Origin of the sequence: Kineosporia sp. R_H_3 (assembly GCF_002198675.1) — a bacterium.
Lineage (GTDB): Bacteria > Actinomycetota > Actinomycetes > Actinomycetales > Kineosporiaceae > R-H-3.
In genome coordinates this window covers 1-16,483 of sequence record NZ_MWLL01000130.1, presented here as the reverse complement: position 1 = coordinate 16,483, position 16,483 = coordinate 1, and the positions used below count along the sequence as shown (strand labels likewise).

The 16,483-nt window shown below is 74.1% G+C and carries 15 protein-coding genes and 1 pseudogene; 11 read left to right on the top strand and 5 right to left on the bottom strand.

Translation table 11 applies throughout. The features are described 5' to 3' along the window. Positions 1-145: 145 nt before the first annotated feature. From ruvA to ECOMGDLI_RS13130, 7 genes are all read left to right on the top strand, one after another. Entirely contained in the window at positions 146-766 is a 621-nt protein-coding gene (gene ruvA / locus ECOMGDLI_RS13160; protein ID WP_088317282.1) for a Holliday junction branch migration protein RuvA, read from the top strand. A gap of 11 nt (positions 767-777) precedes the next feature. After that, the gene (gene ruvB / locus ECOMGDLI_RS13155) at positions 778-1,872 is read left to right on the top strand and encodes a Holliday junction branch migration DNA helicase RuvB (RefSeq protein WP_088317281.1); all 1,095 of its coding nucleotides are present in this window, start codon (positions 778-780) and stop codon (positions 1,870-1,872) included. Between the two features lie 200 nt (positions 1,873-2,072). Then, the gene (gene yajC / locus ECOMGDLI_RS13150; RefSeq protein WP_088317280.1) at positions 2,073-2,444 is read left to right on the top strand and encodes a preprotein translocase subunit YajC; all 372 of its coding nucleotides are present in this window, start codon (positions 2,073-2,075) and stop codon (positions 2,442-2,444) included. 59 nt (positions 2,445-2,503) lie between these two features. Continuing rightward, on the top strand, positions 2,504-4,504 hold the full coding sequence (gene secD, locus ECOMGDLI_RS13145) for a protein translocase subunit SecD (RefSeq protein ID WP_088317279.1): 2,001 nt from the start codon (positions 2,504-2,506) through the stop codon (positions 4,502-4,504). Next, positions 4,501-5,649: a protein translocase subunit SecF gene (secF, locus tag ECOMGDLI_RS13140; RefSeq protein ID WP_369812745.1), complete on the top strand. Its 1,149-nt coding sequence runs from the start codon at positions 4,501-4,503 to the stop codon at positions 5,647-5,649. The genes secD and secF overlap by 4 nt, the downstream gene beginning before the upstream one ends. A 9-nt stretch (positions 5,650-5,658) precedes the next feature. Next, positions 5,659-6,195 (top strand): adenine phosphoribosyltransferase, encoded by a 537-nt coding sequence (locus ECOMGDLI_RS13135; protein WP_088317277.1) that lies wholly within the window; start codon positions 5,659-5,661, stop codon positions 6,193-6,195. A 359-nt stretch (positions 6,196-6,554) separates the two neighbouring features. Then, complete coding sequence (locus ECOMGDLI_RS13130) at positions 6,555-8,819, top strand: bifunctional (p)ppGpp synthetase/guanosine-3',5'-bis(diphosphate) 3'-pyrophosphohydrolase (protein WP_369812744.1); 2,265 nt, start codon at positions 6,555-6,557, stop codon at positions 8,817-8,819. Between the two features lie 34 nt (positions 8,820-8,853). On the opposite strand, the gene ECOMGDLI_RS13125 is transcribed toward ECOMGDLI_RS13130, so the two are convergent. From ECOMGDLI_RS13125 to ECOMGDLI_RS13105, 5 genes are all read right to left on the bottom strand, one after another. Then, the gene (locus tag ECOMGDLI_RS13125) at positions 8,854-9,282 is read right to left on the bottom strand and encodes a VOC family protein (RefSeq protein WP_088317276.1); all 429 of its coding nucleotides are present in this window, start codon (positions 9,280-9,282) and stop codon (positions 8,854-8,856) included. After that, positions 9,279-9,794, bottom strand: coding sequence for a helix-turn-helix transcriptional regulator (locus ECOMGDLI_RS13120; protein ID WP_088317284.1), 516 nt, complete (start codon positions 9,792-9,794; stop codon positions 9,279-9,281). The genes ECOMGDLI_RS13125 and ECOMGDLI_RS13120 overlap by 4 nt, the downstream gene beginning before the upstream one ends. Before the next feature lie 10 nt (positions 9,795-9,804). Then, positions 9,805-10,416: a hypothetical protein gene (locus tag ECOMGDLI_RS13115; protein ID WP_143447686.1), complete on the bottom strand. Its 612-nt coding sequence runs from the start codon at positions 10,414-10,416 to the stop codon at positions 9,805-9,807. Positions 10,417-10,568: 152 nt separating this feature from the next. Beyond that, positions 10,569-11,819: a DUF349 domain-containing protein gene (locus ECOMGDLI_RS13110; protein ID WP_198954823.1), complete on the bottom strand. Its 1,251-nt coding sequence runs from the start codon at positions 11,817-11,819 to the stop codon at positions 10,569-10,571. A 68-nt stretch (positions 11,820-11,887) separates the two neighbouring features. Next, positions 11,888-12,730 carry a peptidylprolyl isomerase gene (locus ECOMGDLI_RS13105; RefSeq protein WP_088317273.1) on the bottom strand — a complete coding sequence of 281 codons (843 nt, stop codon included), beginning with the start codon at positions 12,728-12,730 and terminating at the stop codon, positions 11,888-11,890. A 198-nt stretch (positions 12,731-12,928) separates the two neighbouring features. Between ECOMGDLI_RS13105 and ECOMGDLI_RS13100 the strand changes: the two genes are divergently transcribed. The 4 genes and pseudogenes from ECOMGDLI_RS13100 to ECOMGDLI_RS13085 form a co-directional block, all read left to right on the top strand. Beyond that, a complete protein-coding gene (locus ECOMGDLI_RS13100; RefSeq protein ID WP_088317272.1) occupies positions 12,929-13,642 on the top strand; it encodes an MBL fold metallo-hydrolase in 714 nt (237 codons plus the stop codon). Positions 13,643-13,733: 91 nt separating this feature from the next. Continuing rightward, positions 13,734-15,074, top strand: coding sequence for a histidine--tRNA ligase (hisS, locus tag ECOMGDLI_RS13095; RefSeq protein WP_088317271.1), 1,341 nt, complete (start codon positions 13,734-13,736; stop codon positions 15,072-15,074). Positions 15,075-15,118: 44 nt separating this feature from the next. Beyond that, entirely contained in the window at positions 15,119-16,216 is a 1,098-nt protein-coding gene (locus ECOMGDLI_RS13090; protein WP_088317283.1) for an Rv2578c family radical SAM protein, read from the top strand. A 59-nt stretch (positions 16,217-16,275) separates the two neighbouring features. Continuing rightward, positions 16,276-16,483, top strand: a pseudogene (locus ECOMGDLI_RS13085) (hypothetical protein); the annotation flags it as partial.

Sequence of the window (16,483 nt, the reverse complement as noted above, 5' to 3'; positions counted from 1 at the left end):
CCCGGATCGCCGCGGCGAGCGCGGCCGCGGCGCCCCGCCAGCCCGGCGCGTCGCAGCGGTCGTCCCGGATCGACCGGCTACGGTGACGTTCGTACACCTGTTCGTATCTGCGGGCTCCTGCGCGGGCCCGTCGGGGAGGTAGCCCGTGATCGCCTCGGTCCGTGGCCCGGTGCTCGCGCTGCGGCTGGACGCCGCGGTCGTCGAGGTCGGCGGCGTCGGCATGCTCGTGCAGGCGACGCCGGCGACGCTCGCCGGCCTGCGGGTCGGCCAGGAGGCCCGGCTCTCGACGAGCCTCGTCGTCCGGGAGGACTCGCTGACCCTCTTCGGCTTCGCCGACGCCGACGAGCGGGACGTCTTCGAGACCGTCCAGACGGTGTCCGGGATCGGTCCGCGGCTCGCGCTGGCGATGCTCGCGGTGCACACCCCCGACGGCCTGCGGGCCGCGGTCACCGGGCAGGACCTCACCTCGCTCATGAAGGTGCCCGGGATCGGGCGCAAGGGGGCCCAGCGGATCGTCCTCGAGCTCACCGACCGGCTCGGGGCGCCGTCCGGGGACGGCACCCTGCCGCTGCCCGCCGCGGCGGACGCCGCACCGGTGTGGCGCGAGCAGGTCGTCGAGGCGCTCGTCGGGCTCGGCTGGTCCGCGAAGCAGGCCGGGGACGTCGTCGACGAGGTCTGCGCGGACGCCGCGTCCGCGGCCGCCGCCGACGGCGACGTCGCGGGGGTGCTCCGGGCGGCGCTGCGCCGGCTCGGGCGGACCGGGTGAGGGAGCACGACATGGACGCCGGCCTCGACGGGACCGACCTCGGGCAGACCGACCTCGGCACCCGGGTCGGCGGCCACGACGTCGTCGACCCGGGCGCGGACCCCGACGAGCGCGCGATCGAGGGGGCGCTGCGCCCCAAGGGGCTCGACGAGTTCGTCGGCCAGCGCGTCGTCCGCGAGCAGCTGTCCCTCGTGCTCGACGCGGCGAAGGGCCGCGGGCACACCCCGGACCACATCCTGCTGTCGGGCCCGCCGGGGCTCGGCAAGACGACCCTCGCGATGATCGTCGCCCACGAGCTCGGCGTCCCGCTGCGGGTGACGAGCGGCCCGGCGATCCAGCACGCGGGCGACCTGGCCGCCGTCCTGTCCTCGCTCGAGGAGGGCGAGGTGCTCTTCCTCGACGAGATCCACCGGATGGCCCGGCCCGCCGAGGAGATGCTCTACGTCGCGATGGAGGACTTCCGGGTCGACATCGTCGTCGGCAAGGGCGCCGGTGCCACGGCCATCCCGCTCGACCTGCCGCCGTTCACGATCGTCGGTGCGACGACCCGCGCCGGGATGCTCCCCGGGCCGCTGCGCGACCGGTTCGGCTTCACCGGCCACCTCGACTTCTACGAGACCGCCGAGCTCGAGCAGGTGCTGCGCCGCTCGGCACGACTGCTCGGCGTCCCGCTCACCGAGGACGGCGGCTGGGAGATCGCGAGCCGGTCCCGCGGCACGCCCCGGATCGCGAACCGGCTGCTCCGCCGCGTGCGGGACTGGGCGCAGGTCCGCGGGGACGGCACCGCCGACGCCGCAGCGGCGCGGGCCGCGCTCGAGGTGTACGCGGTGGACGCCAAGGGGCTCGACCGGCTCGACCGGTCCGTCCTCGAGGCGCTCTGCCTGCGGTTCGGCGGCGGCCCGGTCGGGCTGTCGACGCTCGCCGTCGCCGTGGGGGAGGAGCCGGAGACCGTCGAGACGGTCGCGGAGCCGTTCCTCGTGCGGGAGGGCCTCATCGGCCGGACGCCGCGCGGCCGGGTCGCGACGCCGGCGACCTGGCGGCACCTCGGGCTCGCGGTGCCGCGGGGCACCCAGCCGGACCTCTTCGACGGCGCGGACGACGTCTGACGCAGCGGCCGGCCGGAGCTGCGACGGGCCGCGGGAGCACCCCGCCGCGATGATCGACTCGCGTCCGGGGGGTTTCTTTGTTCTGCGTGTCACGGCTCGCCTAGACTCACGCACGGCCGTGCCCGACCAGGGGCGCGCATGCCGTTCCAGGGAGAGCCCGCCGTCGGACCCTCCCGTCCGACGAGGAGGTCCTGAACACCGTGGGCAGCAGCAGCTCTCCGCTCGGAACCGTGCTGCTCCTCGCGGCCTTCGGACTTCTCGTGCTCATGTTCATGCGGACCCGCCGCGCCCAGCGCGAGGCGGTGACGACGCAGAGCCGCCTCGGCCCCGGCGCCGAGATCATGACGACGTCCGGCCTGTACGCCACGGTCGTCGCCGTCGAGGGCGACGTCATGGTGCTCGAGACCTCAGCGGGCCAGCAGTCCCGCTGGGACAAGCGGGCCGTCGCCCGGATCATCTCGCCCGGCGCCGGCACGACGGTCCAGCCGGGCACCGATGCTGCCGAGAACCCCTCCGAGGGTGGGGACGCGGCGCGGTCCGGCGACGAAGAGCCCCCTCCCGGCCGGGAGTGACCGGCCCACGCCGACCGCCGCACGCGGCCGGCGTCTGACGAACGGAAGAGACCGAACCCGTGGCACGATCCACCATCACCCGCCCAGGGCGGACGCTCGGCGTCCTCGTGGGCCTCCTGGTCGTCCTCTACGGCATCATCGCCGCGGGCGTCATCTGGTCGTCCGCGACGTGGACGCCGAAGCTGGCCCTCGACCTCGAGGGCGGCACCCAGATCGTCCTCAAGCCGCGGCTCGCCGACGGCGTCAGCGGCACGATCAGCCAGACGGTCGTCGACCAGGCGGTCGACATCATCCGCCAGCGGGTCAACGGCAGCGGTGTGTCCGAGGCCGAGGTGACGACGAGCGGGTCCGGGGCCGACACCCAGATCATCGTGTCCCTGCCCGGCAAGCCGGACAAGAAGACCGAGGCCCTCGTCACCCAGGCCGCCCAGCTGCGCTTCCGGGCCGTCCTCGCCGCCGCGGCGGGCTCCCCGCAGCCGACGCCGACGGCCACCGACGGCACCGCGACCGGTGGCGCGACGCCCACCGCGACCGGGACCGCCACGCCGTCGGCCTCCGCGTCGGCCGGCGAGAGCGCGACGCCGAGCGCGTCCGCGACGACGTCCGGCAGCGGCCGCGCCGTCCCGAAGGCCTTCCTGGGCGCGACGACGAGCCCGACGCCGAGCACGACCGCCGGGGACGAGACGACCGCGACCCCGTCCGGCGGGGCGACGGCCACGCCGTCCGCCACGCCGACCGACGCGAGCGACACGAACTGGATCGACGAGAAGCTCGCGGCCCAGTTCGAGGCGCTCGACTGCTCCGACCCGGCGAACCTCCAGGGCAACGGCGGCGCGGACGACGCGGCGAAGCCGCTCGTCGCATGCGAGCGGGACGGCACGGCGAAGTACATCCTCGGCCCGGCCGAGGTCATCGGCACCGACGTCAAGACGGCGACCTTCGGCCTCGAGGTGAACAGCCAGGGGCAGACCGGCACCGCGTACGAGGTCGACCTCAACTTCACGAGCGAGGGCGGCAAGAAGTTCTCCGCCGTGACGACCCGGCTCGCGGCCCTGCAGGGCGACCGCAACCGGTTCGGCATCGTCCTGGACGGCCTCGTCGTCTCGGCGCCGAGCACGAACGAGCCGATCACCACCGGCAACGCGCGGATCACCGGCAACTTCACGCTCGAGACGGCGCAGACCCTCGCCGACCAGCTCAAGTACGGCGCGCTGCCGCTGTCGTTCGAGGTGACGACGAAGGACGCCATCTCGGCGACGCTCGGCTCCGACTCGCTGCGCGGCGGCCTCCTCGCCGGCCTCATCGGGCTCGTGCTCGTCGTCGTGTACTCGCTCTTCCAGTACCGCGCCCTCGGGCTCGTCACGGTCGCGAGCCTCGTCATCGCGGCGGGGGTGACGTACGGTCTCGTCGTCCTCCTCGGGTGGCGGCAGGGGTACCGGCTCAGCCTGCCCGGCGTCGCCGGTCTCATCGTCGCGATCGGCATCACGGCGGACTCGTTCATCGTCTACTTCGAACGGATCCGGGACGAGGTCCGGGACGGCCGGCCGCTGCGGGCCGCCGTCGAGATGGCCTGGGCCCGGGCCCGGCGCACGATCATCGCGTCGGACGCCGTGAGCTTCCTCGCGGCCGTCGTCCTGTACGTCCTCGCCGTCGGCGCCGTCCGCGGCTTCGCCTTCACACTGGGTCTGACGACGCTCGTCGACCTCGCCGTCGTCTTCTTCTTCACGCACCCGACGGTGGCGCTGCTCGCCCGGACGAAGTTCTTCGGCGGCGGCCACAAGCTCTCCGGCTTCGACCCGGTGCACCTGGGCCGGGCCGTCACCTACACCGGCCGCGGCCGGGTCCGGACGCCGGCGGCCCCGGCCGCCACGGGCTCGGGCGAGCCCGAGGACGTCTTCGCGACAGCCGGCGCCCCCGCCGCCGTCCCGGCCGCCTCCGGCGGCCGGATGACCATCGCCGAGCGGCGTGCCGCCGCCGAGCGGGCCGCCCGGCCCGGCGACGACGAACCCGACGGGTCGGACGCCGGGACCGGCGCCGCGACGTCCGGGAAGGACGCCTGATGCCCAGCTTCGCCCAGTTCGGCAACGACCTGTACACGGGCAAGCGCTCGATCGACTTCATCGAGCGTCGTCGCACCTGGTACGTCATCGCCGCCGTCGCCGTGCTCGTCTCGCTCGGGGCGCTCGGGATCAACCGGCTCAACCCCGGTATCGAGTTCCGCGGCGGGTCGGAGTTCACCGTCTCCAAGGTCGCCACGACCGACCAGGGCCTCGCCCGGGACGCCGTCCGGGCGATCGTCCCGAACAACGAACCGCGGATCTCGAGCGTCGGCGACAACTCGGTGCGGATCCAGACCGACCAGCTGAGCGACGCGGAGACCGAGGAGGTCCAGGCGGCCCTCGCCAAGGCCTACTCGGTGCCGGAGACCCAGGTCAGCTCGTCGTTCGTCGGCCCGTCGTGGGGCGAGGACGTCACGAACAAGGCCCTCACCGGTCTCGCGGTCTTCCTCGTGCTCGTCTCGCTCGTCATCGCGCTGTACTTCCGCACGTGGAAGATGGCCGCGGCCGGCATCGTCGCGCTGCTCCACGACCTGCTCCTCACCGTCGGGGTCTACGCGCTCGTCGGCTTCGAGGTGACCCCGGCGACGGTCATCGGCTTCCTGACGATCCTCGGGTACTCGCTCTACGACACCGTCGTCGTCTTCGACAAGGTGCGCGAGAACACCGAGCACGTGCTCGCGTCGACGAAGCGCACCTACGCCGAGGCGGCGAACCTCGCGGTCAACCAGACGCTGGTGCGCTCCATCAACACCTCGGTCGTCGCGCTGCTGCCCGTCGCGTCCATCCTCTTCATCGGCGCGTTCGTGCTCGGTGCGGGGACGCTCAAGGACATCTCGCTCGCGCTCTTCGTCGGCATCGCGGCGGGCACCTACTCCTCGATCTTCATCGCGACGCCGCTCCTCGTGACGCTGCGCAGCCGCGAGCCGGAGATCCAGCAGCAGGCCGCCCGGGTGGCCCGGCGCCGTGCCGAGCAGGGCGACCGGCCGGAGGGGGCGCTCGTCACCGTCGGGGCCGGCGAGGACGTGCAGGAGGCCACCGTCGCCACCGCGGCGGCGCCGACCGGTCGCCCCGCGGCGCCGGCGCAGCGCCAGCAGCCGCGCAAGGGCACCTCGCGCGGCGGCCGCCCCGGCAACCGCAAGCGCTGAGGCGGGTCCGTGGCACTGGGCAGCAGGGTCGTCGACCTCATCCGGAACGTCCCCGACTACCCGACGCCCGGCATCCAGTTCAAGGACATCACCCCGCTGCTCGGGGACGGTCCGGCGTTCGGTGAGGTCGTCGAGGCGTTCGCCGGCCCGCACCGGGTCGGCGCGGCGGACGGCGAGGTCGACGTCGTCGTCGGCATCGAGGCCCGCGGGTTCATCCTCGCGGCGCCGGTCGCGATCGCGCTCGGGGCCGGGTTCGTCCCCGTGCGCAAGGTCGGCAAGCTGCCGTGGGAGACGGTGTCGGCGTCCTACGAGCTCGAGTACGGCACGGCCGAGGTCGAGCTCCACGTGGACGGCGTCCTGCCGGGCCAGCGGGTGCTCGTCGTCGACGACGTGCTCGCCACCGGCGGGACCGCCGCGGCGGCGTGCGAGCTCGTCGAGCGGATCGGCGGCACCGTCGTCGGGGTCGCCGTCCTCATGGAGCTGACCTTCCTCGACGGCCGGGCCAAGCTGCCGGGGCGCGACGTCCGGGCCCTCATCAGGGTCTGAACCCGCCGGTCCGCCGCGGCGCCACGCCCGCCCGCCGGGGTTGAGGTGCCGCTCGGCGCTGCCGATACCCGTGGCGGTGGGGTGGTGCGGCACGTCCACCCGTAGACTCGACGGACCGGGGTGTCTCCCGGTGCAGCAGCGGGCGACCTCGCGGAGGCGGCGTGGCGGAGGAGAGGGTCCCGGCGGAGGCCGTTCACACGGCCGGCCGCCCGCAGACGGCCGCGTCCTCGCAGGACGCCGCGGTCGTGGACCTGCACGCCTCCGGGCAGACCGGGCAGAAGGCCGCGCAGAACGGCGGCGCGGTCGTCCCGGCGACACCGACGACCCCGGCCCGGCACCGGCAGACCGGCACCGAGGGCCTGCCCGCGACGAGCCGGGTGCTGTCCCGGATCGCCCGGTTCGGGTCCGGCCGCGGGCCGACGACCTCGCCGCTGCTCGAGCCGCTGCTCCGCGCCGTCCGCACGACGCACCCGAAGGCGGACCTGTCCGTCATCGAGCGCGCCTTCGAGGTCGCGGCCCGGGCGCACGCCGGCCAGAAGCGCAAGAGCGGCGACCCGTACATCACGCACCCGGTCGCCGTGTCGGCGATCCTCGCCGAGCTCGGTATGACGCCGCCGACCCTCGCCGCGGCCCTGCTCCACGACACCGTCGAGGACACCGACTACCAGCTGTCGGAGCTGCGCAAGGAGTTCGGTGACGAGATCGCCGCCCTCGTCGACGGCGTGACGAAGCTCGACAAGGTCAAGTACGGCGACGCCGCGCAGGCCGAGACCGTCCGCAAGATGGTCGTCGCGATGTCGCGCGACATCCGGGTGCTCGTCATCAAGCTCGCCGACCGGCTGCACAACGCCCGCACCTGGCGCTACGTGCCGCAGGCGTCCGCCGAGCGCAAGGCCCGCGAGACCCTCGAGATCTACGCCCCGCTGGCCCACCGGCTCGGCATGAACACGATCAAGTGGGAGCTCGAGGACCTGTCGTTCGCGACGCTCTACCCGAAGGTCTACGACGAGATCGTCCGGCTCGTCGCCGAGCGCGCCCCGGCCCGGGAGGACTACCTCGCCACGGTCCGGGAGCAGGTGAACGCCGACCTCAAGGGCGCCAAGATCAAGGCGGCCGTGACCGGCCGGCCGAAGCACTACTACTCCGTCTACCAGAAGATGATCGTCCGCGGCCGTGACTTCGCGGAGATCTACGACCTCGTCGGGGTGCGCGTCCTCGTCGACACAGTCCGGGACTGCTACGCCGTCCTCGGAGCGCTGCACGCACGGTGGAACCCCGTGCCGGGCCGCTTCAAGGACTACATCGCGATGCCCAAGTTCAACATGTACCAGTCGCTGCACACGACGGTCATCGGGCCCGAGGGCAAGCCCGTCGAGATCCAGATCCGCACCCACCAGATGCACCGTCGCGCCGAGTACGGCGTCGCGGCGCACTGGAAGTACAAGGACGAGGCCCGCGGCGGCGCCCAGGCGAAGGTCGACGACGCCGGCGCCAACGACATGAAGTGGATCCGCCAGCTCCTCGACTGGCAGCGCGAGACGAGCGACCCTGGGGAGTTCCTCGACTCCCTGCGGTTCGAGATCAACGCGCAGGAGGTCTACGTCTTCACGCCCAAGGGCGACGTCGTGCCGCTGCCGTCCGGGTCGACCCCCGTCGACTTCGCGTACGCCGTGCACACCGAGGTCGGCCACCGGTGCATGGGCGCCCGGGTCAACGGCCGGCTCGTCCCGCTGGAGAGCACGCTCGACAACGGCGACGTCGTCGAGATCTTCACGTCCAAGGCGGAGGCCGCCGGCCCGAGCCGGGACTGGCTGACGTTCGTCCGCAGCCCCCGCGCGCGCAACAAGATCCGGCAGTGGTTCTCCAAGGAGCGCCGCGAGGAGGCCGTCGAGCAGGGCAAGGACGCGATCGCCAAGGCGATGCGCAAGCAGCACCTGCCGATCCAGCGCCTCATGTCCCACGAGTCGCTCGTGACGCTCGCGACGGAGATGCGCTACCCCGACGTCTCCGCGCTCTACGCAGCCGTCGGCGAGGGCCACGTCTCCGCGGCGACCGTCGTCCAGCGCCTCGTGCAGTCGCTAGGCGGCGAGGAGGCCGCCGAGGAGGACATCGCCGAGTCGACGTCCCCGACCCGGGTCGCACGGCGGCCGAGGATCGGCGACCCCGGTGTCGTCGTCCGCGGGGTCGACGACGTCTGGGTCAAGCTCGCCCGGTGCTGCACCCCGGTGCCCGGCGACCCGATCATCGGCTTCGTCACCCGGGGCAGCGGTGTCTCGGTCCACCACGGCGACTGCCAGAACGTCTCCGGCCTGCGTGCGGAGCCGGACCGGATCGTCGACGTCGAGTGGGCGCCCAGCTCGGGGAGCGTCTTCCTCGTGCAGATCCAGGTCGAGGCGCTCGACCGCAACCGGCTCCTCTCGGACGTCACCCGGGTGCTGTCCGACAGCCACGTGAACATCCTCGCCGCGAACGTCCAGACGAGCCGGGACCGGGTGGCCATCTCCCGGTTCACCTTCGAGATGGCCGACCCGGCCCACCTCGACCACGTGCTGTCGGCCGTGCGCCGCGTCGAGGGCGTCTTCGACGTCACGCGCGTCACCGGCTCGTCGATGCGACCGGAGTGACCGGGCGCTGACTGCGCCCGGTGCCCGGGCCCGGTCAGGCGAAGTCGGCGGGGGAGAACTCCTTCGGCTCGACGAGCACGAGCCAGTTGCCGGTGTTGTCGCGCATGACGGCCTCGACGCCGTAGGGCCGGTCGGCCGGCTCCTGGAGGAACGTGACGCCCTTGGCGACGAGGTCCTCGTAGGTCTTGCGGCAGTCGTCGACCTTGAGGCCGAGCCCGCCCATCTCGCCCGCCTCGAGCTGGCGCCGGTAGAACGCGGCAGCCTCCTCGCTCAGCGGCGGCCCGGGCGTCATGAGCGTGACCTGCATCTCCGGCTGGCTCGGGTGGCTGACGGTCACCCACCGGAACCCTTCGCCCATGGTCACGTCGGTGTTCGGGAGGAACCCCAGGACGTCGACGTAGAAGTCGCGGGTCTCGTCCTGGTCGAGGCAGTAGACGGTCACGAGGGAGATGTTGGTAATCATGCGGACGACGCTACGGCGCCGTCGCCCGTGCCGGCTTCTCCGTGATTGCTCGACGCGGTCCCCTGGAGGTCGAGCACGCCGCGCATGAACAGCCAGCACCCCGGGACGTGCGCCGCGCCGTGCTGGGCGGCCCACCGGTCGCGGTAGGCCGTCGGGGGCATCCCGACGAGCGCGGTGAACCGGGACGAGAACGACCCGAGGCTCGTGAACCCGACCGCCGTGCAGATCTCGGTCACGGTGAGGTTCGCGTGCCGGAGCAGGTCCTGGGCGCGTTCGATCCGGCGCCGCGACAGGTAGCGCATCGGCGTCTCGCCGTACGTCGCCTCGAACGCCCGCACGAGGTGGAAGCGCGAGACGCCGGCCACCGCCGCGATCGCCGTGAGGTCGAGCCCGCTCGCGTAGTTGCGGTCCATGTGGTCCCTGGCGCGTCGTAGGTGGGGCAGCAGCCCGAGCGCCACCGGCCGGCGCGGCGGACGCGACGCACCGGGGACCTGCTCCTGCCGGGCCCGCATGGCCGCCACCCTACGGCGGGGCGGCGACGAGCGCCCCGGCCCGCCGGTCGCCGGGAGCCCGGCGGGCCGACTCGAGGCCCGTCGCCCAGCCGAGGACGGTCGACCGGGCCGCTTCGACGCCCCGGCAGCCGCTGAGCCGCTCGAGGTGCACGAGGACGTCCCGCGGGTCGAGGTCGACCGCGGCGGCGAGCCGGCCGAGCAGCGGCAGCGCCTGCGCCGGCGGCAGGCCGCGTGCGACGTCCGCGGCGGCCCGGGCCGGCACGGTCACCGTGACGCCTGCGACGGTCTCGACGTCCCCGGCGGGCAGCCGGGCCTCGTGGACGACGACGAGGTCGGTGCCCGCCCGGCCGCGGCGCACCGGGAGCGCGACGTGCAGACGCTCCGGCGGGTCGCCGCCCGCGTGCAGCCAGACGGCGTCCGGCCCGTAGACCGCGGCCCCGGCGGCGAGCAGCCGTGGCGGCAGCAGCACCGCCGCCGCGGCGGCCCGGACCTCCCGGTCGTCGGGCTCGAGCAGCGAGACGTGCACGTCACCGACGACGCGGCGCAGCAGCCCGTCGGACGTGAGGCGGGCGAGGTCGCGGGCGTCGTCGGCGGTCGAGGGCCGCATGAACCTGGTGTGCATGCCGCCCACCCTGCCGCGCGACGGCCCCGCTGCGCCGCCCCCGGCGCTGCCCCTGTGGACAACCCGGAGCACGCGCTGGCTGTGGACGGGCCGGGCCCGGACACCCGCCCGGTCCCGACCCCGTCCGGCGCCCGCCCCGAGGGGCGGACCGGTCAGCCGCTGTACTCCTCGAGCGCCTTGCGGGCCTGCTCGAGCCACTCCTCGCGCGCCGCGATGGCCTGCTCGTGCTCGGTGACCTTGCGGGCGTCGCCGGCGGCCTGCGCCTTCTCCAGCTTCGTGCGCAGCCCGGCGATCGTCGTCTCGAGCTGGGTGACGGCGTCCTCGGCCCGGGCCCGCGCCTCGGGGTTGGTCCGCCGCCAGCGGTCCTGCTCGGCGTCCCGGACCGCCTGCTCGACGGCCCGCATCCGGCCCTCGACCCGGCCGATGTCGGCCCGCGGCACCTTGCCGGCGGCCTCCCAGCGCTCCTGGATCCCGCGCAGCGCGTTCTTGGCCGCCTGCAGGTCGGTCACCGGGAGCAGCGCCTCGGCCTCGACGAGCAGCGCCTCCTTGACCTCGAGGTTCGCCGAGAACTCCGCGTCGACCACGGACGAGGCGGCGGTCCGGGCCGCGAAGAACGCGTCCTGGGCGGCGCGGAAGCGCACCCACAGGTCGTCGTCGTCCTTCTTCGACGCCCGGCCGGCCGCCTTCCAGCGGTCCATGAGGGTGCGGTAGGCACCCGCCGTGGGGCCCCAGTCCGTCGACGTCGACAGTGCCTCGGCCTCGGCGACGAGCGCCTCCTTCGCGGCCTTGACCTGGGCGCGCTGCTCGTCGAGCGCCCCGAAGTGCTGGCGCCGCTTGCGGTCGAACGTCGTGCGCGCGTGCGAGAACCGCTTCCAGAGCTCGTCCTCGGTGTGCTTGTCGAGGCGGGCCTCCTTCTGGAGCCGCTTCCACTCGTCGAACAGCACCCGCAGCCGGTCGCCCGTCGTCTTCCAGGGCATCCGCTCGGCGTCGACCGCGCTGAGCGTCTCGGCCTCCTCGACGAGCGTCGCGCGCTCGGCGGCGGCCTTGGCCTTCGCCTCGGCCTTCGCCTTGTCGGCCTCGGCCTTCTTCGCCTCGGCCAGCGGTGCGAGCGCGTCCAGGCGCGCGACGAGCGCGGCGAGGTCACCCACGGCGTTCGACTGCGCGACGGCGTCCCGCAGCCGGGACACGCCGGACTCGGCCTCGGGGCCGCTCACGTGCCCCGCGGCGATCCGCTGCTCCAGCAGCGAGATCTGCGCCGCCAGGTCGTCGAACTTACGGGCGAAGTAGGCCAGGGCCTCCTCGGGCGAGGCGCCCGGGTAGGACCCGACGGGCCGCTCGCCGTCCGCCGTCCGCACGTACACCGTGCCGTCGGCGTCGACCCGACCCCACTGCTCTGCGCTCACGATCACGCTTCCTGTTCGCATCCTGCTCGGTGCCCGCCCGGATGGCGGGTACCGCAGTGCCGGGCCGCCTATCCCTGCGCGACCGCCGTCGAGGTGATGGACACCGCCCGTGCCGGGGCACCGTCGGTGCCGCCGCCCGTGACGCCGCCCGCGGCGACCTTCTCGACGACGTCCTGGCCGCCGGTCACCGTGCCCATGATCGTGTACCCGCCCGCGTTGTCGCTCGGGATGGTCGAGTCCTTGTACACGAGGAAGAACTGGCTGCCCATGCTGTCGCCGTTGCCGCCCTGGCGCGCCATCGCGATGGTGCCCGCGGGGTAGACATCGTCCTTGGGGGCGTTCTCGACCGGGCCGTACGAGTAGCCGGGGCCGCCGGTGCCGGTGCCGGTCGGGTCGCCGCACTGGAGGACGAAGATGCCCTCCGTCGTGAGCCGGTGGCACGGGGTGTTGTCGAAGTAGCCCTTCTTCGCGAGGAAGACGAAGGACGCGACCGCCTTCGGGGCCTTGCTGCCGTCGAGCTCCATGAGGAGCGGTCCGCAGGTCGTCTCCACCGTGACGGTGAACTTCTTGCCCCGGGCGTCGGCCTCGGACGGCGCCGCGTCGAACGACTGCGCCTCACCGGCCTTCGCGGTGGGCTCCGGGCACGGGTTGTTCGCGTCCGCCGACGCGGACGGCGTCGCGCTCGCGGACGCGGACGGCGTGGCCGACGCGGCCGGGTCGGCGGTGGAGCCCGAGTCGCGGGTGAAGTACATGACCCCGCCGACGACGAGGCCGACGGCGGCGATGGCGGACACGGCGGCGATCGTGTTGCGCCGGCGGGCCCGGCGGGCTGCCTGCTTCACGGCCTGCTTCTGCTCCCACTTCTCGTACCGCTTGCGGGCGTACGCCTTCTCGCGGCTGGTCGGCGACACTCGTGCTCCTCCTCGTCGGCGGCCGGGGACTGACCGGCCGCTCGGTGACCGGGCCAGTGTAGGTGCCAGCGTGTCGCGGATCGGCCGTTGCAGGAGACGTGGCGGGCCCGGGGCCCGAGACCGTGACCCCCGCGTGACCTGCACAGTCGCGCGCCGAACCCGATCAGGCCCTCGGGGCGGGCTCGGTAGGCTTCCGGGGTGCTCGTGACCTCCTTCCCGGCCGCCGCCTTCGCGACGAACTGCTACGTCGTCGCGCCCGCGGCCGGTGAGGAGTGCCTCGTCGTCGACCCGGGGATCGGCGTCCTCGACACCCTGGCCGCCGTTCTCGCCGAGCACCGGCTGCGCCCCGCGGCGGTGCTCCTCACCCACGGCCACGCCGACCACGTCTACTCGGTGACGCCCGTGTGCGCGGGCGGCGGCGTCCCGGCGCTCGTCCACGCCGACGACCGCTACCGCCTCGCGGACCCGTTCGCGACGCTCGACCCGCAGCTGCTCGCGATGCTCGAGGCCCAGTTCGGCGCGAGCGCGACGTGGGCCGAGCCGAGCGACGTCCGCACCGTCACCGACGGCGAGGTCCTCGAGCTCGCCGGGCTGACCGTCACCGTCTCGCACGCTCCGGGCCACACCGAGGGCTCGGTGATGTTCGCCCTGCCCGGTGTGCCCGACGACCTCGCGCCGGCCGTCGGCGCGACCTCGACGGTGGTGTCCGGGGACGTCCTGTTCGCGGGCAGCATCGGTCGCACCGACCTGCCCGGCGGGAGCATGGCCGCGATGCTCGCGTCCCTGCGGGACAAGGTCCTCACGCTCCCGGACGACGTCTACGTGCTCCCGGGGCACGGCCCGGCGACGACGGTCGGCCGCGAGCGCCGGACGAACCCGTACCTGCTCCAGGTCGCCGCCGAGCATCGGTGACGGACGGCGTCCGCGCGCCCGCCGTCCGTCGCCGTCCGCGCACCTGACGCCCCGCCCGTAGACGACCGCAGACGACCAGGAGCGAGATCCCATGGCACGACCCACCCCGCTGTCCGGCTTCCCGGAGTTCAGCCCGGCCGAGCGCATCGCCGAGCAGCGCGTCCTCGACACCCTCCGCGCGACCTTCGAGTCCTGGGGCTTCGCCTCGCTGCAGACCCGCGCCGTCGAGCCGATGGGCCAGCTGCTGCGCAAGGGCGAGATCGACAAGGAGGTCTACGTCCTGCGGCGGCTGCACGCCGACCCCGACGAGGAGCAGGACCCGGACCGCACGCTCGGCCTGCACTTCGACCTCACCGTGCCGTTCGCGCGGTACGTCCTGGAGAACAGCGGCAGGCTCCACTTCCCGTTCAAGCGTTACCAGATCCAGTCCGTCTGGCGGGGGGAGCGGCCGCAGGAGGGCCGCTACCGCGAGTTCACCCAGGCCGACATCGACGTCGTCGGGGACGGCGAGCTGCCGTTCCACGCCGACGTCGAGGTCGCCCAGGTCATGGCCGAGGCGATGGGCCGGCTGCCGCTGCCGCCGCTGCGCATGCAGATCAACAACCGCAAGCTCATCGAGGGTTTCTACCTCGGTGTCGGCGCGGCGGACGCGGGCGCGGTGATGCGCGCCATCGACAAGATCGACAAGCTGCCCGCGGACGCCGTCCGGGACCTGCTCGTCGCCGAGGCGGGCCTGGACGGCGACCAGGCGGACCTGTGCCTGCGGCTCGCCGCGATCAGCGGCACCGACGCGTCGTTCGCGGACGAGGTCCGGGCGCTCGACGTCAAGCACCCGCTGCTCGACGAGGGCCTCGAGGAGCTCGTGCGGGTCGTCGAGGCCGTGGCGCCGCTCGCGACGGACCGGTTCACCGCGGTCGCCGACCTGCGGATCGCGCGCGGGCTCGACTACTACACCGGTACGGTCTTCGAGACCCGCATGGCGGGGTTCGAGTCGCTCGGCTCGATCTGCTCCGGCGGGCGGTACGACTCGCTCGCCTCGGACGGCGCGAAGACCTACCCCGGGGTCGGCATCTCGCTCGGCGTCACACGCACCCTCGCCCCGCTCTTCGCCCGCGGCGCGATCACGGTCTCCCGGTCGGTGCCGACCGTCGTCGTCGTCGCGCTCGCCGACGAGGAGTCGCGGCCGGCGTGCCAGGCGGTCGCCGCGCAGCTGCGGGCGCGCGGGACGGCCGTCGAGGTGTCCCCGAGCGCGGCGAAGTTCGGCAAGCAGATCCGCTACGCCGACCGGCGCGGCATCCCCTTCGTCTGGTTCCCGCAGGACGACGGGACCCACCAGGTCAAGGACATCCGCTCCGGTGAGCAGGTCCCGGCGGACCCCGCGACCTGGGTGCCGCCGGCCGAGGACCTGCTGCCCACGGTCGTCGCCGGGTAGAGGGTCGCCTTGACCCCGACTTCGAACACATGTTCGGATGGGGCATGCGATGGGCGGGGCAGGCGGTCGGTACCGAGGACGCCGGCGCCCTGCCCGGCCTGCGGACCATCAAGGGTCTGCTGCGGACCGTCACGGCGGACGGCTTCCCCGGGGTGCGCTTCCACGAGGTCGCCGCCCGGAGTGCGCTCAACGCCGTGCCGGGCGGGTCGCAGATGCCGTTCCGGTGGACGGTCAACCCGTACCGCGGCTGCACGCACGCCTGCGTCTACTGCTTCGCCCGCGGCACCCACGCCTGGCTCGACCTGGACACCGGGAGCGGGTTCGACACCGAGGTCGTCGTGAAGACCAACCTCGTCGAGGTGCTGCGGCGCGAGCTGAGCCGCCCGTCCTGGGCCCGCGAGCACGTCGCGCTGGGGACGAACACGGATCCGTACCAGCGGGCCGAGGGGCGCTACCGGCTCATGCCGGGGGTGGTGCGCGCGCTCGCCGAGTCCGGCACGCCGCTGTCCGTCCTCACGAAGGGCACCCTGCTGCGGCGGGACCTGCCGGTGCTCGCGGAGGCGGCCCGCTCGGTGCCCGTCGGTCTCGGCGTCTCGCTCGCCATCCACGACGAGGCGCTCCACGAGAGCCTCGAGCCGGGGACGCCGTCGCCGCGGGCCCGGCTCGACGTCGTGCGGGCGGCCCGCGACGCCGGACTGCCGTGCGGGGTGTTCCTCGCGCCGGTGCTGCCCTGGCTCACGGACTCCGTCGAGCACCTCGACACCGCGCTCGCCCGGCTCGCCGAGGCCGGCGCGACCGGGGTGACGGTCGTCCCGCTGCACCTGCGGCCGGGTGCCCGGGAGTGGTTCCTCGCCTGGCTGGCCCGGGAGCGCCCGGCCCTCGTGCCGCGCTACCGCGAGCTCTACGGCCGCGGTGCCTACGCCTCGAAGGAGTACCGGCTCTGGCTCGGGGCCAGGGTCCGGCCGCTCCTGCGCCGGCACGGGCTCACCCCGCCGGGCAACCTGCGCGGCATCCCCGGGGACGACGAGGGGGAGTACCCGGCGGGCAGCATGCCGGGCGCCGCGGACGAGGCCGCGGACGGCGCCGCGGACGGTGCCGCAGCGCCGCGGGACGGTGCGGCGGAGCAGCTGACGATCCTCTGAGGCCCGCCGGCGTGATCCTCGTCATTGTCCGTTGGTGAGGTCCGTGACAGGTTGGCGGTATGACCGACTCGTCCACCCGGGTCCCGTCCGGCCACCGGCCACGGCGTCGGGTCGCTGCGGCCGTGCTCGCCGTCGTCCTCACGGGGTCCGCCCTCGCGGCCTGCTCCCGGGCCGGGTCCGACGGTGTCGAGCTGCGGGCCCGGGCGACGACCGACGGCAGCGGCGGGGTTGTGGCCGTGGACGGCGGCGGACCCGGGGTCGTCGGTC

Coding starts and splice junctions, on each gene's coding strand:
- ruvB (WP_088317281.1), top strand. CDS start 778: ATGGACGCCGGCCTCGACGGGACCGACCTCGGGCAGACCGACCTCGGC.
- ECOMGDLI_RS13090 (WP_088317283.1), top strand. CDS start 15,119: ATGCGATGGGCGGGGCAGGCGGTCGGTACCGAGGACGCCGGCGCCCTG.
- ECOMGDLI_RS13115 (WP_143447686.1), bottom strand. CDS start 10,416: ATGCACACCAGGTTCATGCGGCCCTCGACCGCCGACGACGCCCGCGAC.
- ECOMGDLI_RS13120 (WP_088317284.1), bottom strand. CDS start 9,794: ATGCGGGCCCGGCAGGAGCAGGTCCCCGGTGCGTCGCGTCCGCCGCGC.
- ECOMGDLI_RS13125 (WP_088317276.1), bottom strand. CDS start 9,282: ATGATTACCAACATCTCCCTCGTGACCGTCTACTGCCTCGACCAGGAC.
- hisS (WP_088317271.1), top strand. CDS start 13,734: ATGGCACGACCCACCCCGCTGTCCGGCTTCCCGGAGTTCAGCCCGGCC.